The sequence below is a fragment of the Micromonospora sp. BS32 genome, from assembly GCF_059089345.1.
On record NZ_JBSSHR010000005.1, the window covers coordinates 32,710 to 58,619 of the forward strand.

30 protein-coding genes are annotated in these 25,910 nt (G+C 71.3%); 13 read left to right on the forward strand and 17 right to left on the reverse strand.

All coding sequences use genetic code 11. The features are described from left to right. Positions 1-25 precede the first annotated feature (25 nt). The 3 genes from AC5RWQ_RS09820 (at position 26) to AC5RWQ_RS09830 (ending at position 2,037) form a co-directional block, all read left to right on the forward strand. The gene (locus AC5RWQ_RS09820) at positions 26-811 is read left to right on the forward strand and encodes an amino acid ABC transporter permease (RefSeq protein ID WP_494282421.1); all 786 of its coding nucleotides are present in this window, start codon (positions 26-28) and stop codon (positions 809-811) included. Next, on the forward strand, positions 808-1,554 hold the full coding sequence (locus tag AC5RWQ_RS09825) for an amino acid ABC transporter ATP-binding protein (protein ID WP_494282422.1): 747 nt from the start codon (positions 808-810) through the stop codon (positions 1,552-1,554). Before AC5RWQ_RS09820 ends, AC5RWQ_RS09825 begins: the two co-directional genes overlap by 4 nt. A 159-nt stretch (positions 1,555-1,713) precedes the next feature. Continuing rightward, positions 1,714-2,037 carry a putative quinol monooxygenase gene (locus AC5RWQ_RS09830; protein ID WP_494282423.1) on the forward strand — a complete coding sequence of 108 codons (324 nt, stop codon included), beginning with the start codon at positions 1,714-1,716 and terminating at the stop codon, positions 2,035-2,037. A 79-nt stretch (positions 2,038-2,116) separates the two neighbouring features. On the opposite strand, the gene AC5RWQ_RS09835 is transcribed toward AC5RWQ_RS09830, so the two are convergent. Beyond that, positions 2,117-2,614 carry a hypothetical protein gene (locus AC5RWQ_RS09835; protein ID WP_494282424.1) on the reverse strand — a complete coding sequence of 166 codons (498 nt, stop codon included), beginning with the start codon at positions 2,612-2,614 and terminating at the stop codon, positions 2,117-2,119. 868 nt (positions 2,615-3,482) lie between these two features. Here AC5RWQ_RS09835 and AC5RWQ_RS09840 point away from each other — a divergent pair. Further along, positions 3,483-3,800 (forward strand): winged helix-turn-helix transcriptional regulator, encoded by a 318-nt coding sequence (locus tag AC5RWQ_RS09840; RefSeq protein WP_494282425.1) that lies wholly within the window; start codon positions 3,483-3,485, stop codon positions 3,798-3,800. A gap of 83 nt (positions 3,801-3,883) precedes the next feature. Here AC5RWQ_RS09840 and tatC read toward each other — a convergent pair whose 3' ends face one another. The 5 genes from tatC to AC5RWQ_RS09865 form a co-directional block, all read right to left on the reverse strand. Next, positions 3,884-4,837: a twin-arginine translocase subunit TatC gene (gene tatC / locus AC5RWQ_RS09845; protein ID WP_494282426.1), complete on the reverse strand. Its 954-nt coding sequence runs from the start codon at positions 4,835-4,837 to the stop codon at positions 3,884-3,886. Between the two features lie 18 nt (positions 4,838-4,855). Then, positions 4,856-5,206, reverse strand: a complete 351-nt coding sequence (tatA, locus tag AC5RWQ_RS09850; RefSeq protein ID WP_494282427.1) for a Sec-independent protein translocase subunit TatA — start codon at positions 5,204-5,206, stop codon at positions 4,856-4,858. Between the two features lie 214 nt (positions 5,207-5,420). Next, positions 5,421-5,669 carry a hypothetical protein gene (locus tag AC5RWQ_RS09855; RefSeq protein ID WP_494282428.1) on the reverse strand — a complete coding sequence of 83 codons (249 nt, stop codon included), beginning with the start codon at positions 5,667-5,669 and terminating at the stop codon, positions 5,421-5,423. A gap of 10 nt (positions 5,670-5,679) precedes the next feature. Further along, the gene (locus AC5RWQ_RS09860) at positions 5,680-6,699 is read right to left on the reverse strand and encodes a helix-turn-helix transcriptional regulator (RefSeq protein WP_494282429.1); all 1,020 of its coding nucleotides are present in this window, start codon (positions 6,697-6,699) and stop codon (positions 5,680-5,682) included. Continuing rightward, the gene (locus tag AC5RWQ_RS09865; RefSeq protein WP_494282430.1) at positions 6,696-7,694 is read right to left on the reverse strand and encodes a helix-turn-helix transcriptional regulator; all 999 of its coding nucleotides are present in this window, start codon (positions 7,692-7,694) and stop codon (positions 6,696-6,698) included. The genes AC5RWQ_RS09860 and AC5RWQ_RS09865 overlap by 4 nt, the downstream gene beginning before the upstream one ends. A gap of 116 nt (positions 7,695-7,810) precedes the next feature. Here AC5RWQ_RS09865 and AC5RWQ_RS09870 point away from each other — a divergent pair, with 116 nt between their 5' ends. Both AC5RWQ_RS09870 and AC5RWQ_RS09875 read left to right on the forward strand, forming a co-directional pair. Further along, complete coding sequence (locus AC5RWQ_RS09870) at positions 7,811-8,824, forward strand: cation diffusion facilitator family transporter (RefSeq protein WP_494282431.1); 1,014 nt, start codon at positions 7,811-7,813, stop codon at positions 8,822-8,824. A 52-nt stretch (positions 8,825-8,876) separates the two neighbouring features. After that, entirely contained in the window at positions 8,877-9,962 is a 1,086-nt protein-coding gene (locus tag AC5RWQ_RS09875) for a DUF3866 family protein (RefSeq protein ID WP_494282432.1), read from the forward strand. Positions 9,963-9,977: 15 nt separating this feature from the next. On the opposite strand, the gene AC5RWQ_RS09880 is transcribed toward AC5RWQ_RS09875, so the two are convergent. The 4 genes from AC5RWQ_RS09880 to rfbA all read right to left on the reverse strand — a co-directional run bounded on the left by AC5RWQ_RS09880 (position 9,978) and on the right by rfbA (position 13,161). Continuing rightward, complete coding sequence (locus tag AC5RWQ_RS09880) at positions 9,978-10,172, reverse strand: hypothetical protein (protein WP_494282433.1); 195 nt, start codon at positions 10,170-10,172, stop codon at positions 9,978-9,980. Positions 10,173-10,232: 60 nt separating this feature from the next. Further along, positions 10,233-11,591 carry a Pup--protein ligase gene (pafA, locus tag AC5RWQ_RS09885; protein ID WP_494282434.1) on the reverse strand — a complete coding sequence of 453 codons (1,359 nt, stop codon included), beginning with the start codon at positions 11,589-11,591 and terminating at the stop codon, positions 10,233-10,235. A gap of 68 nt (positions 11,592-11,659) precedes the next feature. Then, positions 11,660-12,283, reverse strand: coding sequence for a dTDP-4-dehydrorhamnose 3,5-epimerase family protein (locus AC5RWQ_RS09890; RefSeq protein WP_494282435.1), 624 nt, complete (start codon positions 12,281-12,283; stop codon positions 11,660-11,662). After that, positions 12,280-13,161, reverse strand: a complete 882-nt coding sequence (gene rfbA / locus AC5RWQ_RS09895; RefSeq protein WP_494282436.1) for a glucose-1-phosphate thymidylyltransferase RfbA — start codon at positions 13,159-13,161, stop codon at positions 12,280-12,282. The genes AC5RWQ_RS09890 and rfbA overlap by 4 nt, the downstream gene beginning before the upstream one ends. An 88-nt stretch (positions 13,162-13,249) precedes the next feature. On the opposite strand from rfbA, the gene rfbB reads away from it, so the two are divergent. The 6 genes from rfbB to AC5RWQ_RS09925 are packed head-to-tail and all read left to right on the forward strand — an operon-like array spanning position 13,250 to position 18,541. Next, positions 13,250-14,251 carry a dTDP-glucose 4,6-dehydratase gene (gene rfbB, locus AC5RWQ_RS09900; RefSeq protein ID WP_494282437.1) on the forward strand — a complete coding sequence of 334 codons (1,002 nt, stop codon included), beginning with the start codon at positions 13,250-13,252 and terminating at the stop codon, positions 14,249-14,251. Further along, positions 14,248-15,135 carry a dTDP-4-dehydrorhamnose reductase gene (rfbD, locus tag AC5RWQ_RS09905; RefSeq protein WP_494282438.1) on the forward strand — a complete coding sequence of 296 codons (888 nt, stop codon included), beginning with the start codon at positions 14,248-14,250 and terminating at the stop codon, positions 15,133-15,135. Before rfbB ends, rfbD begins: the two co-directional genes overlap by 4 nt. Beyond that, complete coding sequence (locus tag AC5RWQ_RS09910) at positions 15,132-15,518, forward strand: DUF2304 domain-containing protein (RefSeq protein WP_494282439.1); 387 nt, start codon at positions 15,132-15,134, stop codon at positions 15,516-15,518. Before rfbD ends, AC5RWQ_RS09910 begins: the two co-directional genes overlap by 4 nt. After that, positions 15,511-16,212, forward strand: a complete 702-nt coding sequence (locus AC5RWQ_RS09915; RefSeq protein ID WP_494282440.1) for a glycosyltransferase family 2 protein — start codon at positions 15,511-15,513, stop codon at positions 16,210-16,212. The genes AC5RWQ_RS09910 and AC5RWQ_RS09915 overlap by 8 nt, the downstream gene beginning before the upstream one ends. Next, positions 16,209-17,516, forward strand: coding sequence for a lipopolysaccharide biosynthesis protein (locus tag AC5RWQ_RS09920; RefSeq protein WP_494282441.1), 1,308 nt, complete (start codon positions 16,209-16,211; stop codon positions 17,514-17,516). Before AC5RWQ_RS09915 ends, AC5RWQ_RS09920 begins: the two co-directional genes overlap by 4 nt. After that, positions 17,513-18,541, forward strand: a complete 1,029-nt coding sequence (locus AC5RWQ_RS09925) for a glycosyltransferase family 2 protein (RefSeq protein WP_494282442.1) — start codon at positions 17,513-17,515, stop codon at positions 18,539-18,541. The genes AC5RWQ_RS09920 and AC5RWQ_RS09925 overlap by 4 nt, the downstream gene beginning before the upstream one ends. Positions 18,542-18,631: 90 nt before the next feature. Here AC5RWQ_RS09925 and prcA read toward each other — a convergent pair whose 3' ends face one another. The 6 genes from prcA to arc form a co-directional block, all read right to left on the reverse strand. After that, positions 18,632-19,465: a proteasome subunit alpha gene (prcA, locus tag AC5RWQ_RS09930; protein ID WP_494282443.1), complete on the reverse strand. Its 834-nt coding sequence runs from the start codon at positions 19,463-19,465 to the stop codon at positions 18,632-18,634. 60 nt (positions 19,466-19,525) lie between these two features. Continuing rightward, on the reverse strand, positions 19,526-20,365 hold the full coding sequence (gene prcB, locus AC5RWQ_RS09935; RefSeq protein ID WP_334489322.1) for a proteasome subunit beta: 840 nt from the start codon (positions 20,363-20,365) through the stop codon (positions 19,526-19,528). Next, positions 20,284-20,796 carry an endonuclease VII domain-containing protein gene (locus tag AC5RWQ_RS09940; RefSeq protein WP_494282706.1) on the reverse strand — a complete coding sequence of 171 codons (513 nt, stop codon included), beginning with the start codon at positions 20,794-20,796 and terminating at the stop codon, positions 20,284-20,286. The genes prcB and AC5RWQ_RS09940 overlap by 82 nt, the downstream gene beginning before the upstream one ends. Positions 20,797-20,991: 195 nt before the next feature. Then, positions 20,992-21,207 carry a ubiquitin-like protein Pup gene (locus AC5RWQ_RS09945; RefSeq protein WP_030332902.1) on the reverse strand — a complete coding sequence of 72 codons (216 nt, stop codon included), beginning with the start codon at positions 21,205-21,207 and terminating at the stop codon, positions 20,992-20,994. 106 nt (positions 21,208-21,313) lie between these two features. Further along, a complete protein-coding gene (gene dop / locus AC5RWQ_RS09950; protein ID WP_494282444.1) occupies positions 21,314-22,831 on the reverse strand; it encodes a depupylase/deamidase Dop in 1,518 nt (505 codons plus the stop codon). A gap of 172 nt (positions 22,832-23,003) precedes the next feature. After that, entirely contained in the window at positions 23,004-24,785 is a 1,782-nt protein-coding gene (gene arc, locus AC5RWQ_RS09955; RefSeq protein ID WP_494282445.1) for a proteasome ATPase, read from the reverse strand. A 177-nt stretch (positions 24,786-24,962) separates the two neighbouring features. Here arc and AC5RWQ_RS09960 point away from each other — a divergent pair, with 177 nt between their 5' ends. Then, a complete protein-coding gene (locus AC5RWQ_RS09960; RefSeq protein WP_494282446.1) occupies positions 24,963-25,259 on the forward strand; it encodes a ferredoxin in 297 nt (98 codons plus the stop codon). A 76-nt stretch (positions 25,260-25,335) separates the two neighbouring features. Here AC5RWQ_RS09960 and AC5RWQ_RS09965 read toward each other — a convergent pair whose 3' ends face one another. Then, positions 25,336-25,908 carry a hypothetical protein gene (locus AC5RWQ_RS09965; RefSeq protein ID WP_494282447.1) on the reverse strand — a complete coding sequence of 191 codons (573 nt, stop codon included), beginning with the start codon at positions 25,906-25,908 and terminating at the stop codon, positions 25,336-25,338. Positions 25,909-25,910 lie beyond the last annotated feature (2 nt).

The following is a 25,910-nucleotide window of genomic DNA, read 5'->3' on the forward strand; positions in this document are numbered from 1 at the left end:
GAGCAGGCGGACGGTGACGAACTAGATGGACACGTTAGGCACCCTGTGGGAGACCTTCTTCGACACCGACGCGATGCGCGAGGCGCTGCCCGAGATGCTGACCGTCGGGTTGCCCAACACGCTGATCCTGGCGATCACCGCCGCCCTGCTCGGCTCGCTGTTCGGCATGCTGCTGGCCATCGCCGGCATCTCCCGTACCCGCTGGCTGCGCTGGCCGGCCCGGGTCTACACCGACATCTTCCGCGGCCTGCCGGCGGCGGCGACCATCCTGCTCATCGGCGTCGGCCTGGCGCCGCTGGGCATGGAGGTCTGGGGTCCGAACCCGTACCCGCTGGGCATCCTGGCGCTGTCGCTGATCGCCGCCGCGTACATCGGTGAGATCTTCCGCGCCGGCATCCAGAGCGTGGAGGCCGCCCAGTTGGAGGGCGCCCGGGCGCTCGGCTTCTCCTGGGGCGAGGCGATGCGCCTGGTGATCGTCCCGCAGGGGGTACGCCGGGTGCTGCCGGCCTGGGTCAACCAGCTGATCGCCCTGATCAAGGACTCCAGCCTGGTCTACTTCCTCGGCCTGGTGGCCAGCCAGCGGGAGCTGTTCCGGATCGGCCAGGACTACGCGGCCACCACCGGCAACGAGTCCGCGCTCCTGCTGGCCGGTCTGTTCTACCTGCTGCTCACCGTGCCGCTGACCCACGCGGTGAACGCGATCGACCGGCGGCTGCGCCAGGGCCGTGCGGGGACCGTGCCACCCGATGACGACGGAGGTCTGGCGGTGGCCGGCGAGGCCGCGCTGCCGACCGGAAAGGACCAGCGATGACCGACACCGGCACCACCACCTCCGTCAGCCTCGCCGTTCGCGACGTGCACCTCGCGTTCGGCGCGAACAGGGTGCTGCGCGGCGCCGACCTGGACGTCGCCCGCGGCGGCACCGCCTGTGTGATCGGCCCGTCCGGCTCCGGCAAGTCCACCCTGCTGCGCACCATCAACCGGCTCATCGAACCGGACCGGGGCGACGTGCTGCTCGACGGGCGCAGCGTGCTGCGCGACGACGCGGACGCGCTGCGCCAGCGGGTCGGCATGGTCTTCCAGCAGTTCAACCTCTTCCCGCACATGACCGTGCTGCGCAACATCACCCTGGCACTGCGGAAGATCCGGAAGCTGTCCGAGGACGAGGCGGTCCGGGTCGCCCGCGCCCAGTTGGAGCTGGTCGGGCTGGCCGCCAAGGCGGACTCCCGGCCGGCGCACCTCTCCGGTGGGCAGCAGCAGCGGGTGGCGATCGCCCGGGCGCTGGCCCTGCAACCGCAGGTGATGCTCTTCGACGAGGCCACCTCCGCGCTCGACCCGGAGCTGGTCAAGGGCGTCCTCGCGGTGATGGCGGACCTGTCGGCCGGCGGAATGACGATGGTGGTGGTCACCCACGAGATGGGCTTCGCCCGCTCGGTCGCCGACACCGTCGCCTTCATGGACCACGGCGTGGTCCTCGAGGCCGGCGAGCCGGCCGCGATCTTCGAGGCGCCCGAGCACTCGCGGCTGCGCCGCTTCCTGTCCCAGGTGCTCTAGCCGACCCAGGCGATCAGCTCGCTGCTGACGCGGAGCGCCGAGGCGAGGGCCGGGGCGGCGGGATGCGGTAGCCGCCGACGCGGGCAGAGTGTGACCGGGAACCGAATCCGTGATCCCGGCGGCCGGCCCGAGGCCGGCCGGAGACGACGAGCTTCGGAGGTGCGCGTGTTCGCTCTGGTGGTCCGCTTCGACATCCACGACGAGGAGTCGGCGGCCAGCTTCGACGCGTTGACGCAGCGGGCGGTGGCGCAGATCCGGGCCGCGGAACCCGGCACGCTGGTCTACGCCACGCACCGGGTGCCCGACGAGCCGCTGGCCCGGGTCTTCTACGAGGTGTACGCCGACGAGGCCGCGTTCCGGGCCCACGAGCAGGCTCCGCACGTGATCGCGTTCCACGCGGCGAAGGACCCGCTGGTCGCCGCGCGGCGGGTCGAGTTCCTGGTGCAGAGTGCTGCAACGGGTTTACCTCTGAAGGCACGGTAACGCTCGTGATTCGGCTCGGCCCGACTGCCGACGCGCCCGGGGCGTGGTACGCGTGGCAGCCGGGCGGGCGACGCCGCGATCAGGGGGTGGTGAACAGGGCCATGCCGGTGGGCGCGGACCGTGCGCCCATGTACACCTGCGGGTTGCCGAACCGGTCCCGAGACATGCTGAACTTGACGGTCATCGAGTAGGACCGCGAACATGGCCACCCCACCCGCGGTGTACAGGTGCTGGCCGCGATCTTGCCCGTGTAGTACCGGGTGGATGAGCCGATCGAGTCGGTTGGAATCGATGTCCCGTCGATAAAGAAGCCGAGGTTCTTGCCCGTCGAGTTGACCTGAACCGTACCGACCGAGGCACTCCAGGCTGACGGAGCCTGGTTACTGCACGCCACGAAATGGAAGTCGACCTGTCCGTACCTGACGCTGGAGATGCCCGAGCCAGGGTAGACCGAGAACGTCGGCGAGGTGCAGGCCGCCTGCGCCGCCGTCGGCGCCACCGCGATCGCCCCGGCGACGATGGGGGCCAGGGCGAGCGCCTTGGCCACGCGCCGCAGGAGCGTTCTGTTCTTACTCATCACATTTCCTCCGTATCGGGGTAGGCGTCGCAACTGCGGTTGGCCGTGCCACCGTCCACCGCGTCACGACGTCCTTTCGAGGACAGAAGATGTCTATCCGGGCGACCGCTCGTCGGGCTACTGCAAGATGGAGCGCGCGATGTGCGTGCGTTCCTCGGTGGCGGGCTGGAACCGGTCTCGAGAAATGTCGAGGGCGTAGTGGGCGTGTCACCACTTAGCAAATTTCTACGGATCGCTAACCAGATCATTGTTAGTTATCTGGGGTTTCTTGCCGCCGGGTTCAACTCGACGCTGGCTGCAAAGCAGCTGCTGACGTGGTTGAAGTCGGTGCTGGTTGAGCGGGCACGGCTATCGACGCGTGGAAGCTCGGGCAAAGGAGCTGAAGCGCCGGGCTACTCCTTGGGGGGTCGCTGGCGATGCGGGTTGGTACCGCGGCAGGGCGAGGCGCTGAAGATGTACTCACCGAGCCGTCGCCGGGCGTGCAACCGCTGTGCGGCCTCGCTGCTGCGGGGCACCGGATCTCGGTCGGAGGCTCGGCACGGGTCTTCACATTGCCGTCGCCGGTGCGGCACGTGACGATGGAGCTCAATGCTCGCATCCGAACTGGCGTTATCGCCGCCAAACGTGGCGTCAACCGCCCCCGCTCCACACCATAGGCCATACCTGGCTACACGGAACCAGCTGAACGACTACTTTGGTGTGGCGGCATTGGCGAGAATCATCTGTCGGAGGGGTACCGCCGAGAAATCTCACATGGGACTGCCGCGCTTGACAGCACCGCTGCGCCTAGGTTGTATTAAGGTCACGGCCATCAATAGCGCGGCGACTGGGATCGATCTGTTGACGCGCAGCTCACGGGGGAAGACGGATGAGATTTGAGTATCTCCGCGACCTGGACAGATTGTTCTCCCATCGCTGGGAAGCACTCGTCATTCTGTGTCTAGCGGATCGGCCCGCCCGATTCAGCGAGTTGGCACGGGCAACCGTCGACCACGCGGGGGTACGGCTTCCGGACGGAAGCATCACCCGAGCGCTCGACCGACTCCGCCGAAAGAACCTGGTCGGTGTCGACGAAGGCGGTATGCACCGGGCGTACGCACTGACCGAAAACGGCCAGCGACGGGCCTTCGAACTGAGATTCCTGCTGGATGCTATGGAGCGGCGTGCGCGAGACTATGGCGGGTAGCGGTGCGGCGCCGACAAGTATGGGCCACGACGAGAAGGGCCCCTGACAGCACAAAAGCTGCCTGGGGCCCGTGCCGCCAGCCGTCAGGTCATGTCGTCGTAGCGGCGCTCGATCGGCGCCGGCGCGGCGACCGGGGCGGGCGCCTCGATCGGGCCGGAGAAGTCGACCCGGGAGCCGGCGGCCACCGGCTCGTCGTCCAGCTCCAGCGGCGACACCTCGTCGTCATTGAGGCCCGCGTAGACCTCCTTGCCCCGCCCGCGCCGCCGGTCGTTGATGAAGGCCACCCCGACCGCGACGAAGTAGAGCAGGGACAGGGCGGCTGCCAGCAGCGTCATACCGAACGGGCCCGGGTCAGGCGTCGCCACCGCGGCGAATGCGAACGAAATGAAGATCACCGCACGCCACCAGCTCAGCAGACGCCGCGCACTCGCCACCCCGGTGAAGTTGAGCATGAGCAGGATCAACGGAAACTCGAACGCCACCCCGAAGAGCAAGATCATATTGGTGACGAACGAGATGTACCGCGTCACCTCCAGTTGAGTGGAGAGCCCGGTGACGCCGGACTCCATCAGGAACGCCAGTCCCTTGTCCACCACCAGGTAGGCCAACACCGCCCCGGCCCCGAAGAGCGGCGCCGCCATCGAGACGAAAATGTACGCCCACTTGCGCTCGTGCCGGTGCAGACCCGGCGCGATGAACGCCCAGAGCTGGTAGAGCCAGACCGGCGCACCGATGATCAAGCCGATCCAGAGCGCCAGTTTCAGCTTGAGAATGAAACCGTCCGCCGGTGACAGCTGCAGGAACTGCTGGCATTTGCCCAGGGCATCGGTGGCCCCGGGCAGCCTGCAGTACGGCTCCTTGAGCAGATTGAAGGCGGGCTGGGCCAGCCAGAAGCCGGCGATCAGGCCTGCCACGATCGCCAGCGAGGCGCGGAAGAGACGGTTGCGCAGCTCACGGATGTGCTCCATGAGCGTCATCGACCCGTCGGCGGCCCGTTCGAACTCGCTCGGACCGCGCTTACGAAGCGCGAAGGCCACGGTGGTCGGGCCTTTCGGTCAGTTCTCGCGGACGCGCTGCACCGGGTCGACCGGCGGGGCGACCGGCTGCTGCGGCTGCGGGGCGTACTGCTGCTGCTGCGGCTGCGGCTGCGCGTAGGGCTGCCCGCCGTACGGCTGCTGCTGCGGCGGCTGCTGGCCCGCGTACGGCGGCAGCGGCTGGTAGCCGGCCTGCGCGTCGGCCTTCTCGGCCAGGTCGCGGTCGTCGTCCTGCAGGCTCTTGGTCTCCGCCTTGATGATCCGCAGCGAGCGGCCCAGCGAGCGGGCCGCGTCGGGGAGCCGCTTCGCGCCGAAGAGCAGGATCAGCACGACCACGAGTACGGCGATGTGCCACGGCTTGAGGGCACCCATGGGAAGCTCCAGTCGCTCTGTGTCGAAGGGTGTGTCGCAGCCCATCGTACGTGCGTCGAGAGCCGTTGCCACCCGCCGGGCCACTGCCAACGGTGCCCGGCCGGTGAAGTCTTGACCACCCCGGGATGTCCCGTCAACCACCTGGACACGTTCATCCGTGCGCGAAACGGGCGCCGATCGCGCAGCCGGCGCGCGATGCACCGACCGTGATCGATCACTTCCCCCGCTTGGCCTTGATCAGCTCGACCCGCTCCTGCGCGACGGCCGCGCGCTGCTGCAACGCCTCCGCCCGCTCCTGGAGCACCTCGGCCGACGCTCGCAGCGTCTCCGCCTCGGCCTGGCGTCGCTGGAGCGCCATCGCCGCCCGGCGCAGCCGGGGCAGCCGCGCCAGCACCGGCCGGACCGCCAGGGCCAGCACGACGAGCGCGAACAGCACCACCGCGAGCACGATCCACTTCACCACGGCGGTCAGCCTACTGGGTGACCGCCGGCTCCGCCGGGTCGGCCGACGGCGTGCCGCCCACCGGGCTGGCGTACGCCTCGAGCGCGGCGGCCGCCTGGGCGCGTACCTGCTCGGCCAGCTCGACCGGGGCGACCACCGTCACGTCCGGCCCGAGCCCCAGCACGAACCGGCGGGCCCAGCCCAGGTCGGTCACCCGCAGCGAGACCAGCCAGTGGTCCCCGTCGGCGTCGATCCGCTCGCACGGGTAGTACTCGGTGATCCACCGCTCCCCCCGGCCGATCCGCACGGTGATCAGCGGCAGGTCGGGCGTGGGACGGAAGACCCCGTCGCTCAGGTCGTGCGGGCGGGCCTGCGGCGGCACCACGGCCGGCTCGTCCAGCTCGGTGACCGCGTCGATCCGGTCGGCCCGGAACAGCCGGACCGCCTCGGCCCGGCGGCACCACGCCTCCACGTACGCCCGGCCGTCGACCATGAGCATCCGCAGCGGGTCGATGGTCCGCTCGGTGCTCTCGTCCCGGGCGGCGGTGTAGTAGGTGATCCGCAGCGCCCGGCGCCGCTCCACCGCGTCGCGCAGCTCGCGTACCCGCTTGCTCTCCCCGGGCAGCCGCACCGCCACCGGGGCGCCGACCAGGTCGCCGGCGGCGTTCTCGATCTTGGCGAGGGCCCGTTCCACGGCCTCCCGGTTGGCCACCCCGGGCGTCTCGGCGAGCATCCGCAGCGCCACCACCAGAGCCAGCGCCTCGTCCGGGGTGAGCCGCAGCGGCCGGTCGATGCCGGCGTCGTAGGTGATGGTGACCCGGTCGCCGTCGAAGGCCATGTCGATCAGGTCGCCCGGGCCGTATCCGGGCAGCCCGCAGACCCAGAGCAGCTCCAGGTCCTCGCGCAGCTGCCGCTCGGTGACCCCCAGGTCGTCGGCCGCCTCGGCGATCTCGATGCCGGGGCGGGCCAGCAGGTAGGGCACCAGGTTGAGCAGCCGGGCCAGCCGGTCGGCCGAGGTCCGGGAGGCGCCGCGGGCGGCGGGGCGGGTCACCGGGCACCCCCGGTGACGGTCAGCTCGTCGTGCCGGGCGGCGATCTCCTTGAGCCGCTGGATCACCGCGTCGCGCACCTCCGGCGGGTCGAGCACCCGCACGTCCGGGCCGTACCCGACGAGCTGGCCGGCGAGGTGCTCCGGGTCGGCGTACGGCAGCACCAGCCGGTCGCCGTCCGGCCCGGACCCGCTCTGCACCGCCCAGCGCCGCAGGCCGGCGGCCCGACCCGGGGCGACCAGCACGGTGGCCCGGCCGGTCCGCTCGACCGGCCCGGACCAGCGGGCCACGTGGCTGATCAGGTCGACGCCGGCCGGCGGCTGGTAGCCGCCCGGTTCACCGGTCACCCGGACCGCGCCCACCACCCGGGAGAGCCGGAAGCAGCGGGTCGCCTCCCGGTCCAGGTCGTGGCCGACCACGTACCACCGGCCGCGCCAGCAGACCACGCCCCACGGCTGGAGGCGGCGGCGGGTCGGCTCGTCGCGGTCGGGCACCCGGTAGTCGAAGTTGACCTGGCGCCGGTCCCGGGCGGCGGCGGTCAGCGGCGCGAACGACGGGTCGACGGTGACCATGGGCTCCAGGCCCAGGGTGGCCTGGGGGTCCACGTCGACGCCGGCGGCGCGCAGCTTGGCCAGCCCGGAGGAGGCGGCGGCGGCCAGCCCGGCGTGCTGCCAGAGCCGGGCGGCGATGCCCACGGCCGCGGCCTCATCCGGCGCGAGCGGAATGTCCGGCAGCGCGTACTCCCGGTGCGCGATCCGGTAGCCGGGTTCGGCGTCGAAGACGCTGGCCGTGCCCGTCTCCAGCGGCACCCCCAGCTCCCGCAGTTCGGCCTTGTCCCGCTCGAACTTGCGCTGGAAGGCCTCGTGCTCCTTCGGGTCGTCCGGATCGTGCTCGTAACCGGGCACGGTCGCGGCGATCTGCGCGGCGGTCAGGAACCGTCGCGTGGACAGCAGGCAGATCACCAGGTTGACCAGGCGTTCGGTACGGCTGCGCGACACGTGTGAACGCTAGCAGCCCACACGTCGCGCGGGTGCACCCGCGCGGGCGCGGCGTGTGGTGGACCTCCGCGTCCACTCCCGGGGCGGCGTCGACCGGGCAGACTTAGGGTGACCGCATGTCGGAAGCGGAAGTCAAGACCGAGAGCGTCGGCACCGTCGTCGTCGCCGGTGCGGCGAACCTCGCCATCGCCATCGCCAAGCTGGTCGCCGGGCTGATCTCCGGCTCCGCGGCGATGCTCTCCGAGGCCGCCCACTCGGTCGCCGACACCACCACCGAGGTGCTGCTCTACCTGGCGCTGCGCCGGGGCGCGCGGCCCGCGGACACCCGGCACCCCTTCGGGTACGGCAAGGAGAGCTACGTCTGGGCCTTCCTCGCCGCGCTGTTCACCTTCGTCGCCGGGGCCGGGTTCGCGATCACCCACGGCGTGACCACCATCCTCGTGCACAAGCACACCGGCAACTACCTGACGTCGTACATCGTGCTGGCGGTCTCCTTCGCCATAGAGTCGATCTCCCTGGCCCGGGCCGTGCGGCAGATCCGCCGCGAGTCCCGCCGCTGGCGGACCACCCCGCGCCGCTTCCTGTGGCTGACCGCCGACACCACGGTCAAGGCGGTCTTCCTGGAGGACAGCGCCGCCCTGACCGGCCTGCTCATCGCCGGGATCGGGCTCGGCCTGTCGGAATACACCGACGACGAGCTCTGGGACGGCCTGGCCTCGATCGCGATCGGCCTGCTGCTACTGGTGGTGGCCACGATCCTCGCCAAGAGCAACCTGTCGCTGCTGGTCGGCCGGGCCGTGCCCGAGCGGCTGCACCGAGAGATCGAGCGGGAGCTGGCCGGCCTGCCCACCGTCAACCGGATCGACACCCTGATGACCATGCAGCTCGGCCCGGAGGACATCCTGGTCGCCGCCAAGGTCGACTTCCACGACGACGCCACCGGCGCGGACATCGAGGCAGCCGCCGACGAGGCGGAGCGCCGGCTCACCGAGCGCTACCCGGAGATCGGGTACGTCTTCCTCGACCCCACCCGCTCGATGCCCGGCAAGGACGGCCGGCGGGCCCGACGGACCCAGGACGAGCAGGAACGTCCGGTGGACCAGCAGACCCGGGCGACCGGCCAGCCCTGAGCCGCGGCCCCCGGGGGCGGCGCCCCGCGGCGTCGCCGATAGCGTCGCCGGCATGGTGCGATGGCGGTCGGGAACGGTCACGACGGTACGGCGGCGCTGGGCCGGCGCGGTGGAACTCGACGTCGCCCTGCCCGACGGGTCCACCATGCGGGCGCTGGCCTACCCGGCGCTGGTCGGCGACCCGGAGCCCGGCGACCGGGTGCTGCTCAACGCCGGCGCCCTGCTGATGGGCCTCGGCACCGGCGGGTACGCGCTGGTCGTGGCGCTGCCCGACCGGCTGCCCGCCGACCCGCCGCAGGGTGGCGACACCCGCGACGCCGGGCACCTGGTCAAGGCCCGGTACACCCCGCTGCAACCGATCATGCTCGGCGTCGACGAGGAGGCCTCCCCGCACCACGAGCTGCTCGCCGCCGCGGAGGGACTGGACGGGTTGCCGGTGGTCACCGCCGACCTGCACTCGGCGCTGCCGGCGATCCTGGCCGGCGTCCACGCCGACGCCCCCGGGGCCAGGGTGGCCTACCTGCTCACCGACGGCGGGGCACTGCCCGCCTGGTTCTCCCGCACCCTGGACGGGCTGCGCGACCACCTGGTCGGCACGGTCAGCGTGGGGCAGGCGTTCGGCGGTGACCTGGAGGCCGCCACCCTGCACAGCGGGCTGCTGGCCGCCCGGCACGTGCTCCGCGCCGACGTGGCGATCGTCGCCCAGGGCCCCGGCAACCTGGGCACCGGCACCCGGTGGGGCTTCTCCGGGGTGGCCGTCGGCGAGGCGGTGAACGCGGTGGCCGCGCTCGGCGGTCGGCCGGTCGGCTCACTGCGGATCTCCGACGCCGACCCCCGCCCCCGGCACCGGGGGGTGTCGCACCACAGCCTCACCGCGTACGGCCGGGTCGCCCTGGCCCGGGCGGACCTCGTCGTGCCGGCGGACCTGGCGCCGGCGCTGGCCGCCGAGGTGGACGCCGCGCTGGCCCCGCTCGCGGCGCGGCACGCCCTGGTCCGGGTGCCCACCGACGGCCTGGACGACGCGCTGCGCGCCCTGCCGGTGACGCTGTCCACGATGGGTCGTGGCCTGGACGCCGACCACGCCTACTTCCTGGCCGCGGCGGCGGCCGGACGGCACGCGGCGGGCCTGCCGGGCTGAGCGCCGGAGGGCGGGTCAGCCGACGAGGAAGATGAGGGCGAACCAGCCCCCGACGATGGCGACCAGGGCAACCACCAGCACCCAGGTCGGCACGGTGTATTCGCCGCGACGGTTGCGCGCGATCTCCTCGCGGATCTTCTCGCGCCGACGCTCGATCCAGTTCAGCTTCTCGGCGCCGCGCTCGCGGTCGGAGGATTCGGAAGTGTTCATCGCCACGCCAGCGTACCGGTGGGCCGGCGGCCGGTGCGTGCCGCACCGGCCGCCGGAACGTCACATGCTGGCGATCAGCCGCTCGACCCGCTCGTCGTACGCCCGGAACGGGTCCTTGCAGAGCACGGTGCGCTGCGCCTGGTCGTTGAGCTTCAGGTGCACCCAGTCGACGGTGAAGTCGCGCCGCTTCTCCTGGGCGTGCCGGATGAACTCCCCGCGCAGCCGGGCCCGGGTGGTCTGCGGCGGGGTCTCCTTCGCCTCGAAGATCTCCGGGTCGGTGGCGATCCGGTCCACCTCGCCGCGCCGCTCCAGCAGCGCGTAGAGGCCCCGGCCCCGGCGCACGTCGTGGTAGGCCAGGTCCATCTGGGCCACCCGGGGGTGGGACAGCGGCAGGTCGTGCTTGCGCTGGTAGCGCTCGATCAGGCGCAGCTTGGTCACCCAGTCGATCTCCCGGGAGACCGGCTCCAGGTCACCGGTTTCCACCGCGCGCAGCACCCGACCCCAGAGCTCCACGACCCGCTTGGCGGTCTGGTCGCCGCCGCGCCGCTCCACGAACTCGGTCGCCTTGGCGAGGTATTCCTGCTGGATCTCCAGGGCGCTGACCTCCTTGCCGGAGGCCAGCCGCACCTTGCGCCGGCCGGTGATGTCGTGCGACACCTCGCGGATCGCCCGGATCGGGTTCTCCAGCGACAGGTCGCGCATCACCACGCCGGCCTCGATCATCCGCAGCACGATGTCGGCGGAGCCGACCTTGAGCAGCGTGGTGACCTCGTTCATGTTGGAGTCGCCGACGATGACGTGCAGCCGGCGGTAGCGCTCCGCGTCGGCGTGCGGCTCGTCGCGGGTGTTGATGATCGGGCGGCTGCGGGTGGTCGCCGAGGAGACGCCCTCCCAGATGTGCTCGGCCCGCTGGGACAGGCAGTAGACCGCCCCGCGCGGGGTCTGCAGCACCTTGCCGGCGCCGCAGATCAACTGTCGGGTGACCAGGAAGGGGATCAGCACGTCGGCGAGCCGGCCGAACTCGCCGTGCCGGGACACCAGGTAGTTCTCGTGGCAGCCGTACGAGTTGCCGGCCGAGTCGGTGTTGTTCTTGAACAGGTAGATCTCGCCCGCGATGCCCTCGTCGTGCAGCCGCTTCTCGGCGTCGATGAGCAGCCCTTCGAGGATCCGCTCACCGGCCCGGTCGTGGGCGACCAGGTCCACCACGGAGTCGCACTCGGGGGTGGCGTACTCCGGGTGGGACCCGACGTCGAGGTAGAGCCGGGCGCCGTTGCGCAGGAAGACGTTGCTCGACCGCCCCCACGACACGACGCGGCGGAAGAGGTACCGGGCTACCTCGTCGGGGGACAACCGTCGCTGCCCCCGGTAGGTGCAGGTGACGCCGTACTCGGTCTCGAGGCCGAAGATTCGCCGCTCCATGATGTGACATTAGCCGCCCGGAGGCCCCGTTCGTCACTGTCGCGGCACAGCTCATGCTCTCCGGTCGATCAAATCCCGTCCGAGTACGACATTCCGTCCGGCCTGAGCCCGGCGGTGAACGACCGGCAGACCGCGAAGTCGGGCAGCAGCCCGGACTCCCGGGCCTGCGCCAGGGTCGGCGCGGCGTCGTCCCGGGCGGAGAGCTGCGGCACCTCGGCCGGCCACTCGATCGCCAGGTCCTCATCGAGCGGATGCACCGCGTGCTCGCCGCTCGGGTTGTAGGTGGTGGAGCAGAGGTAGCTGAGCGTGGCGTCGTCGGTCAGCGCGCAGAAGCCGTGCCCCAGTCCCTCGGCGAGGTAGACCGCGCGGCGGTCGGCGTCGTCCAGCCGGACGCCCTCCCACCGCCCGAAGGTCGGCGAGCCGACCCGCAGGTCGACGATCACGTCGAGCACCGCCCCGCGCACGCAGGTGACGTACTTGGCCTGGCCGGGTGGGACGTCGGCGAAGTGGATGCCGCGCACCACGCCGCGGGCGGAGACCGACAGGTTTCCCTGGGCCAGCCGCAGCGGGTGGCCGACCGCCTCGGCGAGCCGGTCGAAGCGGTACCACTCCATGAACAGCCCGCGCGGGTCGCCGTGCTGCTGGGGGGTGATCTCCCAGGCGCCCTCGATGCTCAGCGGACGGATCTTCATCGGGCCGCCTCCGACCCCTCGGCCAGCAGGCCGAGCAGGTAGTCGCCGTAGCCGCTCTTGGCCAGCGGCGCGGCCAGCTCGCGCAGCCGCGCGTCGTCGATCAGGCCGGCCCGCCAGGCCACCTCCTCGACGCAGCCGATCTTCATGCCCTGCCGCTCCTCGATCACCCGGACGAACTCGCCGGCCTGCATCATCGAGGTGAAGGTGCCGGTGTCCAGCCAGGCGGTGCCCCGGTCCAGCACGGTCACCGACAGCTCGCCGAACTCGCGGTACACCTCGTTCACCGCGGTGATCTCCAGCTCGCCCCGGGCGCTCGGGGTGAGCTTGCGGGCGATGTCGACGACCCGGTTGTCGTAGAAGTACAACCCGGGCACCGCGTACCGGGACTTCGGCTTCTCCGGCTTTTCCTCGATCGACAGGACCCTGCCGTCGGCGTCGAAGTCCACCACCCCGTACGCCTCGGGGTTGGCCACCGGGTACGCGAAGACCCGGCCGCCGACCAGGTCGGTGTTGGCGGCGAGCTGCCGGCCCAGGCCGGCGCCGTGGAAGATGTTGTCACCCAGGATCAGCGCGACCGGCTCGTCGCCGATGAAGTCCGCACCGAGCACGAAGGCCTGCGCGATGCCCTCCGGGCGGGGCTGGGCGACGTACTCCAGGCGCAGGCCCCACTGGGAGCCGTCGCCGAGCAGCCGCTGGAACTGGGTTTGGTCCTCCGGCGTCGTGATGACCAGGACCTCCCGCACCCCGGACATCACCAGGGTGGAGAGCGGGTAGTAGATCATCGGCTTGTCGAAGACCGGCATCAGCTGCTTGGACACCGCCCGGGTGATCGGCCAGAGTCGGGAGCCGGTGCCACCGGCGAGAAGGATTCCACGCACCCGCGGAGCGTACCGGCCGCGATGCGAACCGGACACCAGGGCCACGGGCACCTGAGAGGCAGGTCAGCTCGCGTACACTTCCGGACCCGTGAGGATCCTCGTCACCGGCGGAGCCGGATTCATCGGGTCGGAGTACGTACGGATGCTGCTGGGTGTGCCCGGCGGTGATGCCTCCGGGGTGCCCGACGTCGGGCCCACCGCGGTGACCGTGCTGGACAAGCTCACCTATTCCGGCAACCTGGCGAACCTCGCCCCGGTCCGCGACGATCCGCGGCTGCGGTTCGTGCAGGGCGACATCTGCGACCCGGCCTTGGTCGACGAGGTGGTCGCCGGCCACGACGTGATCGTGCACTTCGCCGCCGAGTCGCACGTCGACCGGTCGATCGCCGGGGCCGCGCCCTTCGTCACCACCAACGTGCTGGGCACCCAGACCCTGCTGGACGCCGCGCTGCGGCACGGCACCGGCCGCTTCGTGCACGTCTCCACCGACGAGGTGTACGGCTCGATCGACTCCGGTTCCTGGACGGAGACCTGGCCGCTGGCGCCGAACTCCCCGTACTCGGCCTCGAAGGCCGGCTCCGACCTGCTCGCCCTGGCGTACCACCGCACCCACGGCATGGACGTGGTGGTCACCCGCTGCTCCAACAACTACGGGCCGTACCAGTTCCCGGAGAAGGTCATCCCGCTCTTCGTGACGAACCTGCTCGACGGGGGCACCGTGCCGCTCTACGGCGACGGCGGCAACGTCCGGGACTGGCTGCACGTGCACGACCACTGCCGGGGCATCGCACTGGTCCAGCAGAAGGGGCGCGCCGGCGAGGTGTACAACATCGGCGGCGGCACCGAGCTGAGCAACAAGGAGCTGACCGGCCGGCTGCTGGACGCCTGCGGCGCCGGCTGGGACCGGGTCGTCCCGGTCGCCGACCGCAAGGGCCACGACCGCCGCTACTCGCTGGACATCACCAAGATCAACACCGAACTGGGGTACGCCCCGAGCATCGACCTGGACCGCGGCCTGGCCGAGACCGTCCAGTGGTACCGGGACAACCGGGCCTGGTGGGAGCCGCTGAAGGCGGCGAAGGCGGCATGACCCGCGTCCTCGTCACCGGCGCCGGCGGGATGCTCGGCCGGGACCTGCTGGCCGTCCTGGCGCACCGCCCCGACCTCACGGTGACCGCCGCGACCCGCAAGGAGCTGGACGTCACCGGCGCCGAGGCGGTCCGGGCCGCCGTCACCGGCCACGACGTGGTGCTCAACGCGGCGGCCTGGACCGACGTCGACGGGGCGGAAACCGACGAGGCGGCGGCCACCGCGGTCAACGGCGACGCCGTGGCGCACCTCGCCGCCGCCTGCGCCGCCACCGGCGCCCGGCTGCTGCACGTCTCCACCGACTACGTCTTCCCGGGCGACGCCACCAGCCCCTACCCGGAGGACGCGCCCACCGACCCGGTCAACGCGTACGGGCGCAGCAAGCTCGCCGGCGAACGGGCGGTGGCCCGGCTGCTGCCCGACACCGGGTACGTGGTGCGCACCGCCTGGCTCTACGGCGCGCACGGGCCCAACTTCGTGGCCACCATGCTCCGCCTCGCCGGGCAGCGCGACCACCTCGACGTGGTCGACGACCAGCAGGGCCAACCCACCTGGTCGTACGCCCTGGCCACCCAGCTCGTCGCGCTGGCCGACGCGGCGCTCGCCGGCCGGGCCGCCGCCGGCACCTACCACGGCACCTGCTCCGGCCACACCACCTGGTACGGGCTGGCCCGGGCCACGTTCACCCTGGCCGGACTCGACCCGGACCGGATCCGGCCCACCACCAGCGACCGGTATCCGCGTCCCGCCCCCCGACCCGCGTACAGTGTGCTATCGCACGACCGCTGGGCCGCCGCCGGCCTGCCCGCGCTGCCGGACTGGCGCGACACCCTGGCCGACGCGTTCGACTCCGCCACTCCACCCGCCCCGTGGAAGGTCGCATGAAGCTCACCCTGGTCACCGGACTGACCGGCCTGATCCTGCTCGGGACGATCGTCGAGCTGCTGCGCCGTCGCCAGCTCCGGGAGAAGTACGGCATGCTCTGGCTGGGCGTGCTGGTCATCGTCATCCCGCTGTCGCTGTTCCCCAGGCTGCTCGACAACGTCGCCGGCTTCCTCGGCGTGGTCTCCGGCGTCAGCCTGGTGCTCTTCCTCGGCATCGTCTTCCTCCTGCTGGTCTGCGTGCACCTGAGCTGGGAGGTCAGCGCCCTGGAGGAGGAGACCCGCACCCTCGCCGAGGACTTCGCCCTGCTCCGCGCGGAGATCGACGCGGAACGGGCGGCCCGGGTTGGCGCCGCGCGCGACGGGCTGGTGTCCCACGATGGTTAACGGCAAGCGCACCCTGATCATCATCCCGGCGCTGAACGAGTCCGGCTCCATCGCCGACGTCGTCGGCGAGGTCCGCGGCGAACTGCCGGGCGTGGACGTCCTCGTCGTCGACGACGGCTCCACCGACCGCACCGCCGCCGTGGCGGCCGCCGCCGGCGCCCTGGTCGCCAAACTCCCGTACAACCTCGGGGTGGGCGGGGCCATGCGGCTCGGCTACCGGTACGCCCGCGACCACGACTACGACGTGGCCGTCCAGATCGACGCCGACGGCCAGCACGACCCCCGCTACGTGCCCAAGCTGGTCGACCTGCTCGACGAGAACGACCTGGTGATCGGCGCCCGGTTCGCCGGGGAGGGCGACTACAGCGTCCGCGGCCCGCGCCGCTGGGCGATGGTGATGCTCTCCGCGGTGCTCTCCCGGATCGCCCGCACCCGGCTCACCGACACCACCTCCGGGTTCCGCGCCGCCAACCGGCGGGTGATCGAGATGTTCGCCGGCTGGTACCCGGCCGAGTACCTCGGCGACACCGTGGAGACGCTGGTGCACACCGCCCGGCGCGGATACCGGATCCGCCAGGTGCCGGTGGCGATGCGCCGGCGGATGGCCGGCACCCCCAGCCACTCCCCCGCCAAGGCCATGATCTACCTCGGCCGCGCCTTCGCCGTGCTCACCCTCGCCCTCATCCGCCGGTGATCCGTCGACTGAAGGACCTCGTCCCACCCGGCACCCTCGCCGTGGGCGTCGGGCTGGCCCTGCTCGGGCTGGCCTCCTACGTCCACCTCGCGGTGGCCGGGCACGCCCTGGACGCCGCCGACTACTCGTCGCTGTCGGTGCTCTGGTCGATCGTGTTTACCCTCGGCATCGGCGTCTTCCTCCCCTTCGAGCAGGAGACCGCCCGGGTGGTCGCCGCCCGCCGCAGCCAGGGCCTGCCACCCGGGCCGGTGCTCAGCCGCGCCAGCGTGCTCGCCGCCACCGTCCTCGCGGTGATGGCCGTGGCGGTCCTCGCCGGCCACCGGACGATCGCCGACCGGCTCTTCGCCGGCGACGACACCATGGTCGCCGTGCTGATCGGCGCGCTCGCCGCGACCGCCGTCTCCTACACCACCCGCGGCGTCCTCGCCGGCCTCGGACACTTCCCCTGGTACGGCACGCAGCTCGGGGTCGACGGCGGCCTGCGGATCGCGATGGTCGCCCTGCTCGGCCTCACCGGTGTCACCGACCCGGTCTGGTACGGCGCGGTACTCGTCGCCGCCCCGCTGCTCGCCGTCCTGGTCACCCTCCCGCCGGTGCTGCGCGCCGTCGGCGGCGGCGTGCCGGTCGCCTGGAGCGCCCTGCTGCACGGCCTCGGCCTGCTCGCCGTCTCCAGCCTGCTCTCCCAGGCGGTGGTTAACGTCGGCGTGATCAACGTACGGCTGCTCGCCCCGTCCGACGTCGCCACCGCCGGGGCGCTGCTCTCCGCGCTGGTGCTGGTCCGCATCCCGCTCTTCGTCTTCGGCTCGTTGCAGGCGTCCCTGCTGCCCGGCCTGGCCACCTCCGCCACCACCGGCGACCGCGCCGCCTTCCACGGCCTGCTGCGCCGCGCCCTGGGCATCGTCACCGCGCTCGGCGTCACCGGCGCGATCGGCGCCGTGCTGCTCGGCCCCTGGCTGGTCCGCACCCTCTTCGACGCCCCCGACGTGCTCGGCCACGGCGACTTCGCCTGGCTGGCCGTCGCCACCCTCGCCTACCTGTGGGCGATGGTGCTCGGCCAGGCGCTGCTCGCCCTCGACCGGCACCGCGCGCAGGCCCTCGCCTGGACCGTCGGCGTGGCCGCCCTGGTCGCCGTCACGATCACCCCGGCGCCGGTCGCGCTGCGGGTCGAGCTGGCCTACACCGCCGCCTCCGTCGTGGTGGTCGCCGTCATGGCGCTGCTGCTGCGCGGCGGCTCCCCCACCCCCGCCCCGACGAGGCCCCTCGACGAGGCGGCCACCGCTGGAGTATCCGGAGGCCTCCGATGACCCGCCCACAGGTGACCGCCGTGATGCTGGCATACGGCGCGGAGCCGTACCTGGCCGACGCCGCCCGGGCCGTCCTCGACTCCACCGGCCTGGACCTCGAGCTGATCGTCGTGGACAACGGCTGCACCGGCGACGGCATCGACATCGTCAAGGGCTTCCCCGGCGTCCGGGTGATCCGCCCCGAGGTGAACACCGGCTACTCCGGCGGCTGCCGGATCGGCGCGGCCGAGGCGACCGGCGAATGGCTCGCCTTCGTCAACTCCGACGCGGTCGTCGCACCCGACGCCCTGGCCAAGACCGTCGCCGTCGCCGGCGAGCCCGGCGTCGGCGCCGCGATGGCCTCCATCCGGCTCGCCGAGAACCCCGACATCATCAACACCTCCGGCAACCCGCTGCACTTCATCGGCCTCTCCTGGGCCGGCGGCAACGGCCAACCCGCCAGCGCGCACGCCGTCCGCACCACCGTCCCCTCGGTCAGCGGCTGCTGCTTCGTCATCAACCGGGAGCTCTGGCGGGAGCTGGACGGCTTCGCCGCCGAGTACTTCGCCTACCACGAGGACACCGAACTCAGCCTGCGGCTGTGGCAGCGCGGGCTCCGCCAGGAGTACGTCCCGGACGCCGTGGTCGTGCACCACTACGAGTTCTCCCGCAACAAGCTCAAGCACTACCTGCTCGAGCGGAACCGGCTGATCTCCCTGCTCACCGCGTACGAGACGCGCACCCTGGCGGTGCTCGCGCCGATGCTGCTGCTCACCGAGGCGGCCATGCTGGTCGCCGCGCTGCTCGGCGGCTGGAGCCGGGAGAAGGTCCGCGGCTGGGGCTGGCTCTGGGCCAACCGTGCCTGGCTGCGCGCGCGCCGCCGCCGACTCCAGGACGAGCGGACCGTGCCCGACGGGATGATCGCCGAACTGATGACCGCGAAGGTCGACCCGTCGAACGTCGAGTCGCCCCCCGGCATGGCCATCTACAACGTCATCGCCGCCGGCTACTGGGCCGCCGCGAAGCCGCTGCTGCGTACGCGCTGAGTCAGGTCCCGCCGCCGGCCGCCGCCCGCGCGGCCCGGACACGCCGCAGGGGCCGGGGTGACACCCCGACCCCCGCGTGACGTGCGCGCGCTACGCCTCCGGCTGCTCCGGCCGCGCACCCTCCAGGTCGGCCGACCCGGCGGACGTGGTCGGCTTGTGCGCCTCCTCGGTGGGCACCGTCGGCGTCTTCGCCCGCCCACCGGCCGGCGCGGCGTCGGCCGACGCGTCGCCGTCCAGCAGCCCGGTCAGCGCCGCCCCGGTCACCCGCCGGAAGGTGCGCCCCACCCGGCCGCGGTCCAGCACCGCCACCTCGAGCTGGTTGGCGGCGATCGTCCGGGAGGCGCCGCCCTCGCCGCCGACGCTGCTCAACGCCTGCACGGCCACCTTGACCGCCTCGCTGAGCGACATCTCCGGCCGATGCTGCGCCTTGAGCACCCCGGTGATCGCCTCGGCCTGCCCGCCCATTGCCATCCGACCCGGCTCGTCGTTGACCGAGCCGTCGTAGGTGATCCGGTACAGCTCGTCGTCCTCGGCGGTGGCGCCGACCTGCGCCACGCAGATCTCCACCTCGAACGGCTTGGACTGCTCGGTGAAGATGGACCCCAGCGTCTGCGCGAACGCGTTCGCCAGGGCGCGGCCGGTGACGTCACGCCGGTCGTAGCTCAGGCCGTTCAGGTCGGCCATCCGCACCCCGGCGCGGCGCAGGTTCTCGAACTCGTTGTAGCGACCGACCGCGGCGAAGCCGATCCGGTCGTAGATCTCACTGACCTTGTGCAGGGCGCTGGAGAGGTTCTCCGCGACGAAGAGCACCCCACCGGCATAGCTGAGGACCACCGCGCTCCGGCCCCGGGCGACGCCCTTGCGGGCCAGCTCGGAGCGGTCGCGCATGATCTGCTCGGGCGAGGCGTAGAACTGCATGGCCACGGCGGCGGTTCTCCTTCGGGCGCTGTGCTGACGACTGCTGACAGGTGGACGGGAGCGGGGTCAGCCGCCCGGGTTCTCCATCCGGCCGGCGACGACCGACTCGGCGATCGCCGCCGTCTCGGCGTCGGTGAGCCGGTGGGTGCCCTCGGCCGTCGCCGTCATCACCACCGGGTAGATCCGACGGGTGAGGTCCGGCCCGCCGGTGGCGGTGTCGTCGTCGGCGGCGTCGTAGAGCGCCTCGACGGCCAGGCGGGTCGCGTCGTCGATCGAAATGCCGGCGCGGAAACGCTTCTTCAGCGCGGACTTGGCAAAGAGCGAGCCGGAGCCGATCGCGTCGTAGCCGGTCTCCTCGTAAGGGCCGCCGGTGACGTCGAAACTGAAGATCCGACCGGCCCGGGCCGGGTCGCTCGCGGCCAGGTCGAAGCCGGCGAAGAGCGGGACGACCGCGAGGCCCTGCATCGCCGCGCCGAGGTTGCCACGGATCATCGAGGCGAGCCGGTTGGCCTTGCCGTCGAGCGAGAGCATCGCGCCCTCGATCTTCTCGTAGTGCTCCAGCTCCACCTGGAACAGTCGCATCAGCTCGATCCCGATGCCCGCGGTGCCGGCGATGCCGACCAGCGAGTAGGCGTCGGCGGGGTGCACCTTCTCGATGTCGCGCTGGGCGATCAGGTTGCCCATGGTGGCCCGCCGGTCGCCGGCCATGACCACACCACCGGCGGCGGAGATGGCCACGATGGTCGTCGCGTGCGGCGCCAGGTCGGCGGCCATGCCGGGCGGCAGCGGCCGCCGGCCGGGCAGCATCTCCGGGGCCACCCGACTCAGGAACGAGGTGAAGGAGGACGTCCCCGCGTTGGTGAACACATCTGGTAGACGCCCGGATGGATCAAAGCCCGCTGCCACGTGGTTCCTCTCAGGTACGTGATCGCCCTGGCCAGTCTCGTGGGACTGTCACGGAACTGGCCAAGACCACCGTTGCAGTTGAAGCAGAGTATCCCGCGCACCCATCCGGTGCGATGATCGCGGTCCAGATGTTGCGGGTCGGGGGTCCCGCAGATCGCACAGACGCCGCCCTGCTCGGCGAGGAGCTCGTCGAACTCCTTCTGCCCCACGCCGTAGCGGCGCCGCAGGTGGTACTCACGGCTACCGCCGTACAGGCGCTGCCTCACTTCCTTGGTGCGGCTGGTGTGGCAAGGCTTGCAGTACGTGGCATAGCCCGTGCTGTCGGCACGGTTACGGGGGAAATCGACCACGGGCTTGACGGTTCCACAGTCGGCGCAGAAGCGATGGCCTTCCGGAACTTCCCGGGCAGGCTTAACCTCTCGGCCGTGCATTGCCTTCACCCGCTTGGCGTAACTCGCCTTCGAGCGCTTGTTGAAGCAGGGTTTGCAGTAGCTGCCGCGACCGCTGGGGCGCTTGCTGCTCGCACATAATTCGTCGAGCGGCTTCCATTCCCCGCAGTCGCGGCAACGCCGTCGGCCATTCTGATCATCCGAGGGACGCGGCATGTCCGTTTCGCCCCGAAATGATCACTGGCCTCCTTTTTGTACGTAACCCCTGACAAATTCCTCGGCGTTCTCCTCCAGGACGGAGTCGATCTCGTCGAGCAGGTCGTCGACGTCCTCGGTGATCTCGGCGTGCCGCTCGGCCACCTCGGGGTTGGCCTCGGTGGTGACGTCCTCGATCTCCTCGCCCTGGCGGGACTTGCCGGACTGCGACTGGCCGCCGCTGTCATGAGTGGCCATTGCTGCCTCCTCCACGATCGTCTGCGATGAACTTACCTCGCGGGAGCGACGAAAAGCCCGCCGCGCGCCAGCTTCCGGCACTCGACGGGCGTCCGTCCGGTACGGCTCAGTTGCCGGTCAGCGTCTCCAACAGGTCCTTGGCGGTGTTGCACCGGTCGAAGAGCGCGCCGACGTGCTTCCGGGTGCCCCGCTCAGGCTCCATCATCGGCACCCGGACCAGGGACTCCCGCCCGACGTCGAAGATGACCGAGTCCCAGCTCGCCGCGACCACCTCAGAGGCGTACTGGGCCAGGCAGCGGCCCCGGAAGTAGGCCCGGGTGTCCTCCGGCGGCTCGGTCATCGCGGTACGCGTCTGCTCGTCGGTCAGCAGCGTCTTCATCGAGCCGCGGGAGACCAGCCGGTGGTAGAGGCCCTTCTCCGGCCGGACGTCGGAGTACTGGAGGTCGACCAACTGGAGCTTGTGCGAGCCCCAGGAGAGCTTCTCGCGCTCCCGGTAGCCCTCCAGCAGCCGCAGCTTGGCCACCCAGTCCAGCTCGTCGGCGCAGAGGAAGGCATCCCGGCCGAGCCGGTCCAGCACGCTCTCCCAGCGGGCCAGCACGTCCGCGGTCTGCTCGTCGACGTCGTTGCCGTACCGGTCGTCCACGAAGGACCGGACCCGCTCCAGGTACGCCCACTGGACGTCCAGCGCGGTCAGCTTCCGGCCGTCGCGCAGCCGCATCAGGTGCGTCAGGCCCGGGTCGTGGCTCACCGCGCGCAGCTCGGCGACCGGGTCGGCGATGCCCAGGTCGCTGCCGAGCGCCTTCTCCTCGATCATGGAGAGGATCAGCGCCGTGGTGCCCACCTTGAGGTAGGTGGAGATCTCCGAGAGGTTGGCGTCACCGATGATGACGTGCAGCCGGCGGTACTTGTCGGCGTCGGCGTGCGGCTCGTCGCGGGTGTTGATGATCGGCCGCTTGAGGGTGGTCTCCAGCCCGACCTCGACCTCGAAGAAGTCGGCACGCTGGGAGATCTGGAAGCCGCTCTTTCCGCCGTCCTGGCCGATGCCGACCCGGCCGGCGCCGCAGACGATCTGCCGGGTGACGAAGAACGGCGTCAGGTACGCCACGATGTCGGCGAACGGGGTCTGCCGCCGCATCAGGTAGTTCTCGTGGGCACCGTAGCTGGCGCCCTTGTTGTCGGTGTTGTTCTTGTACAGGTGGATCGGGTGGGTGCCGGGGATGGTGGCGGCCCGGCGGGACGCCTCGGCCATCACCCGCTCCCCCGCCTTGTCCCAGCGGACGATGTCGAGGGGGTTGGTCACCTCGGGGGTGGAGTACTCCGGGTGGGCGTGGTCGACGTAGAGCCGGGCACCGTTGGTGAGTATCACGTTGGCCAGGCCGAGGTCCTCGTCGGCGAGCGCCTCGGCCGGGTCGTACGCGGCGCCGGAGTAGGTGAAGCCGCGGGCGTCGCGCAGCGGCGACTCCTCCTCGTAGTCCCACCGGGCCCGGCCGCCGCGGTTGAGCTCGGGGCGCGCCCCGTAGGCGTTGACCACCTGGGACGAGGTGACCATCGGGTTGGCCCCGGCCTGGCCGGGCACGGAGATGCCGTACTCGACCTCGGTGCCCATGATTCGTCTGACGCTCATCGACCTACCCGCTTCGCTCGCCCATCCCGGTGCGCCGTCACGTCGAGCGTAGTCGCCGGCACGCGGGATGGGGGCGTGCCGACCGGCGGGCGTACGGTGTCGCGGCCGGCCTCCAAGCGCGGAGGCCCGCGGCGCGTCGCGCGCCACGGGCCTCCGTCGGAGCTGGTCCTTCTCAGAGGTACTGGCCGGTGTTGCTGGCGGTCTCGATGGACCGGCCGGCCTCGGCGCCCTTGCCGCCGGAGACGAGCGTGCGGATGTAGACGATCCGCTCGCCCTTCTTGCCGGAGATCCGGGCCCAGTCGTCGGGGTTGGTGGTGTTGGGCAGGTCCTCGTTCTCGCGGAACTCGTCGACGCAGGCGTCGAGCAGGTGCTGCAACCGCAGCCCCTTGCGCCCGGAGGTGAGGAACTCCTTGATCGCCATCTTCTTGCCCCGGTCGACGATGTTCTGGATCATCGCGCCGGAGTTGAAGTCCTTGAAGTAGAGGACTTCCTTGTCCCCGTTGGCGTAGGTCACCTCGAGGAAGCGGTTCTCCTCGGTTTCGGAGTACATCCGCAGCACGACCGCGTCGATCATCGCCGCCACGGTGGCCTGAGGGTCGCCGCCGTGCTCGGCCAGGTCATCCGGGTGCAGGGGCAGCCCGGAGAGGATGTACTTGGAGAAGATGTCCTTGGCCGCCTCGGCGTCCGGACGCTCGATCTTGATCTTCACGTCGAGCCGGCCGGGGCGCAGGATGGCCGGGTCGATCATGTCCTCCCGGTTGGAGGCGCCGATCACGATGACGTTCTCCAGCCCCTCGACACCGTCGATCTCGCTGAGCAGCTGCGGGACGATGGTGTTCTCCACGTCGGAGGAGACGCCGGAGCCACGGGTCCGGAAGATCGAGTCCATCTCGTCGAAGAAGACGATTACCGGGGTGCCCTCGCCGGCCTTCTCCCGGGCGCGCTGGAAGATCAGCCGGATGTGCCGCTCGGTCTCGCCGACGTACTTGTTGAGCAGCTCGGGGCCCTTGATGTTGAGGAAGAAGCTGGTGTGCTTCTCCTTGCCCTCCCGCTCGGCGATCTTCTTGGCCAGCGAGTTCGCCACCGCCTTGGCGATGAGCGTCTTGCCGCAGCCGGGCGGACCGTAGAGCAGGATGCCCTTCGGCGGCCGGAGCTGGTGCTCGCGGAAGAGGTCGGCGTGCAGGAAGGGCAGTTCCACGGCGTCGCGAATCTGTTCGATCTGCGACTGGAGGCCACCGATGTCGGTGTAGTCGACGTCGGGCACCTCCTCCAGGACCAGCTCCTCGACCTCGCTCTTCGGGATCCGCTCGTACGCGTACGCCGAACGGGGTTCGATCATGAGCGAGTCGCCGGCCCGGATCGGCGTGCCGATCAGGGTCTCGGCGAGGTGCACGATCCGCTCCTCGTCGGAGTGCGAGACCACCAGCGCCCGGTCACCCGCAGCGCCCTCGGGACCCGCCAGGATCTCCTTGAGCATGACCACCTCGCCGACCCGTTCGTAACCGAACGCGTCGACGATGTTGAGGGCGTCGTTGAGCAGGACCTCCTGGCCACGCCGCAGCTCGGCGGCGTCCAGCGAGGGCGAGACGGCGACCCGGAGCTTGCGTCCGCCGGTGAAGATGTCCACCGTGCCGTCGTCGTGCGCTGCGAGGAAGACGCCGTAGCCGCTGGGCGGCTGGGCGAGCCGGTCGATCTCCTCCTTGAGCGTCACGATCTGCGCGCGAGCCTCCTTGAGGGTGCTCACGAGCCGGTCGTTGTTCTCGGTGAGCCGCGCCAACTGTGCCTGGGTGGCCGCCAGCCGCTCTTCGAGCTGCCGGACGTGTCGGGGGCTTTCGGTCAACTTGCGCCGCACCAGAGCGAGTTCCTCTTGCAGGAACGCGACCTGCGTGGAGAGATCGTGGGCTTCCTTCTCCCACCGTGCGGCGCGCGAGTCCGCGTCGTCGCTGCGTGCCACGTCCCACCTCCCCGGGGGGCTTGAACGTTCTGCCCTAACACTAGCCGCTATGCGGCCGATTCGGTCCCACGCAACGCCCTCGTCACCGAACCTTGATCGCCAAGGGACGCCTGAGGGGCAGGTCCGGGCGTTCGGGTACCGTCGAGGGGTGGGACGGGAGAACATGGGGGTGCACCGGTGGCCGAGGTCGCGACCGACCAGTTGCAGGTCTGGGTTGACCAGGATCTCTGCACGGGTGACGGGCTCTGCGTGCAGTACGCGCCGGAGGTCTTCGAGTTCGACATCGACGGCCTGGCGTACGTCAAGGGCACCGACGGCGAGCTGCGGCTGGCCCCGGGCAGCCGGGTCGACGTGCCGGAGCACCTGCGCCTCGAGGTGATCGACTCCGCGAAGGAGTGCCCGGGCGACTGCATCCACGTGGTGCGCGGCAGCGACGGCGTCGAGGTCGCCGGCCCGGAGGCCGAGGACGACTGAGGCGTCGGCAGACGACGAAGTGGGCCGCGGACGACGACGTCGTCCGCGGCCCGTGTCGGTTCCCCGGCCCGACCGGTCAGAGCACCGGCCGGCCGACCACCGAGGCGACCAGCCGGGCGAACTCCTCCAGCCGGGCGATCTGGCCGGCGCCGCCGTCGTCGAGGGTCTTGCCGAAGCGCAGCGCGTCGTGCCGCGGCGCCCCGACGATCTCGTCGCCGGGCGGCGCCTCGTCCAGCGAGGTCAGCAGCAGGTAGACGTCGATGCTGTCGACCCGTACCTCTCCGCTGTCGGACCGGGTCAGCCGCCGCCGGCAGCCGACCTCGGTGACCGTGGAGACCGGCACCACCCGCAGCGACGAGGTCATCGAGCCGGGCGGCCCCTCGCCCGGCGGCACGTCCTCGCCGTGCCAGAGCACCAGCCGGCTGCCGTCGCAGACGACGACCTCCTGCCACACCCCGTTGACCTCGTTGACGAAGCGTTCCAGCGTGAAGCCGAGCACCGACGCCCCGCGCAGCACCCCGCCGAGCGCCTCCAGGGCGATGTCCGGGTCACGCAGGTACGCCCGCGCCGCCGACTCGAGGTCGGTGTAGGGCGACCAGTCGGGGAACACGGCCGGCAGGTCGCCGCCGCCGAAGCCGGGCCGACTCATGC

Bases quoted from the DNA above. Each gene is read 5' to 3' on its own strand.
- AC5RWQ_RS09820 (WP_494282421.1), top strand. From the start codon at position 26: ATGGACACGTTAGGCACCCTGTGGGAGACCTTCTTCGACACCGACGCG.
- AC5RWQ_RS09825 (WP_494282422.1), top strand. From the start codon at position 808: ATGACCGACACCGGCACCACCACCTCCGTCAGCCTCGCCGTTCGCGAC.
- AC5RWQ_RS09835 (WP_494282424.1), bottom strand. From the start codon at position 2,614: ATGAGTAAGAACAGAACGCTCCTGCGGCGCGTGGCCAAGGCGCTCGCC.
- AC5RWQ_RS09840 (WP_494282425.1), top strand. From the start codon at position 3,483: ATGAGATTTGAGTATCTCCGCGACCTGGACAGATTGTTCTCCCATCGC.
- tatA (WP_494282427.1), bottom strand. From the start codon at position 5,206: ATGGGTGCCCTCAAGCCGTGGCACATCGCCGTACTCGTGGTCGTGCTG.
- AC5RWQ_RS09870 (WP_494282431.1), top strand. From the start codon at position 7,811: ATGTCGGAAGCGGAAGTCAAGACCGAGAGCGTCGGCACCGTCGTCGTC.
- AC5RWQ_RS09875 (WP_494282432.1), top strand. From the start codon at position 8,877: ATGGTGCGATGGCGGTCGGGAACGGTCACGACGGTACGGCGGCGCTGG.
- AC5RWQ_RS09880 (WP_494282433.1), bottom strand. From the start codon at position 10,172: ATGAACACTTCCGAATCCTCCGACCGCGAGCGCGGCGCCGAGAAGCTG.
- pafA (WP_494282434.1), bottom strand. From the start codon at position 11,591: ATGGAGCGGCGAATCTTCGGCCTCGAGACCGAGTACGGCGTCACCTGC.
- AC5RWQ_RS09890 (WP_494282435.1), bottom strand. From the start codon at position 12,283: ATGAAGATCCGTCCGCTGAGCATCGAGGGCGCCTGGGAGATCACCCCC.
- rfbD (WP_494282438.1), top strand. From the start codon at position 14,248: ATGACCCGCGTCCTCGTCACCGGCGCCGGCGGGATGCTCGGCCGGGAC.
- AC5RWQ_RS09910 (WP_494282439.1), top strand. From the start codon at position 15,132: ATGAAGCTCACCCTGGTCACCGGACTGACCGGCCTGATCCTGCTCGGG.
- AC5RWQ_RS09915 (WP_494282440.1), top strand. From the start codon at position 15,511: ATGGTTAACGGCAAGCGCACCCTGATCATCATCCCGGCGCTGAACGAG.
- AC5RWQ_RS09925 (WP_494282442.1), top strand. From the start codon at position 17,513: ATGACCCGCCCACAGGTGACCGCCGTGATGCTGGCATACGGCGCGGAG.
- AC5RWQ_RS09940 (WP_494282706.1), bottom strand. From the start codon at position 20,796: ATGCACGGCCGAGAGGTTAAGCCTGCCCGGGAAGTTCCGGAAGGCCAT.
- AC5RWQ_RS09945 (WP_030332902.1), bottom strand. From the start codon at position 21,207: ATGGCCACTCATGACAGCGGCGGCCAGTCGCAGTCCGGCAAGTCCCGC.
- dop (WP_494282444.1), bottom strand. From the start codon at position 22,831: ATGAGCGTCAGACGAATCATGGGCACCGAGGTCGAGTACGGCATCTCC.
- AC5RWQ_RS09965 (WP_494282447.1), bottom strand. From the start codon at position 25,908: ATGAGTCGGCCCGGCTTCGGCGGCGGCGACCTGCCGGCCGTGTTCCCC.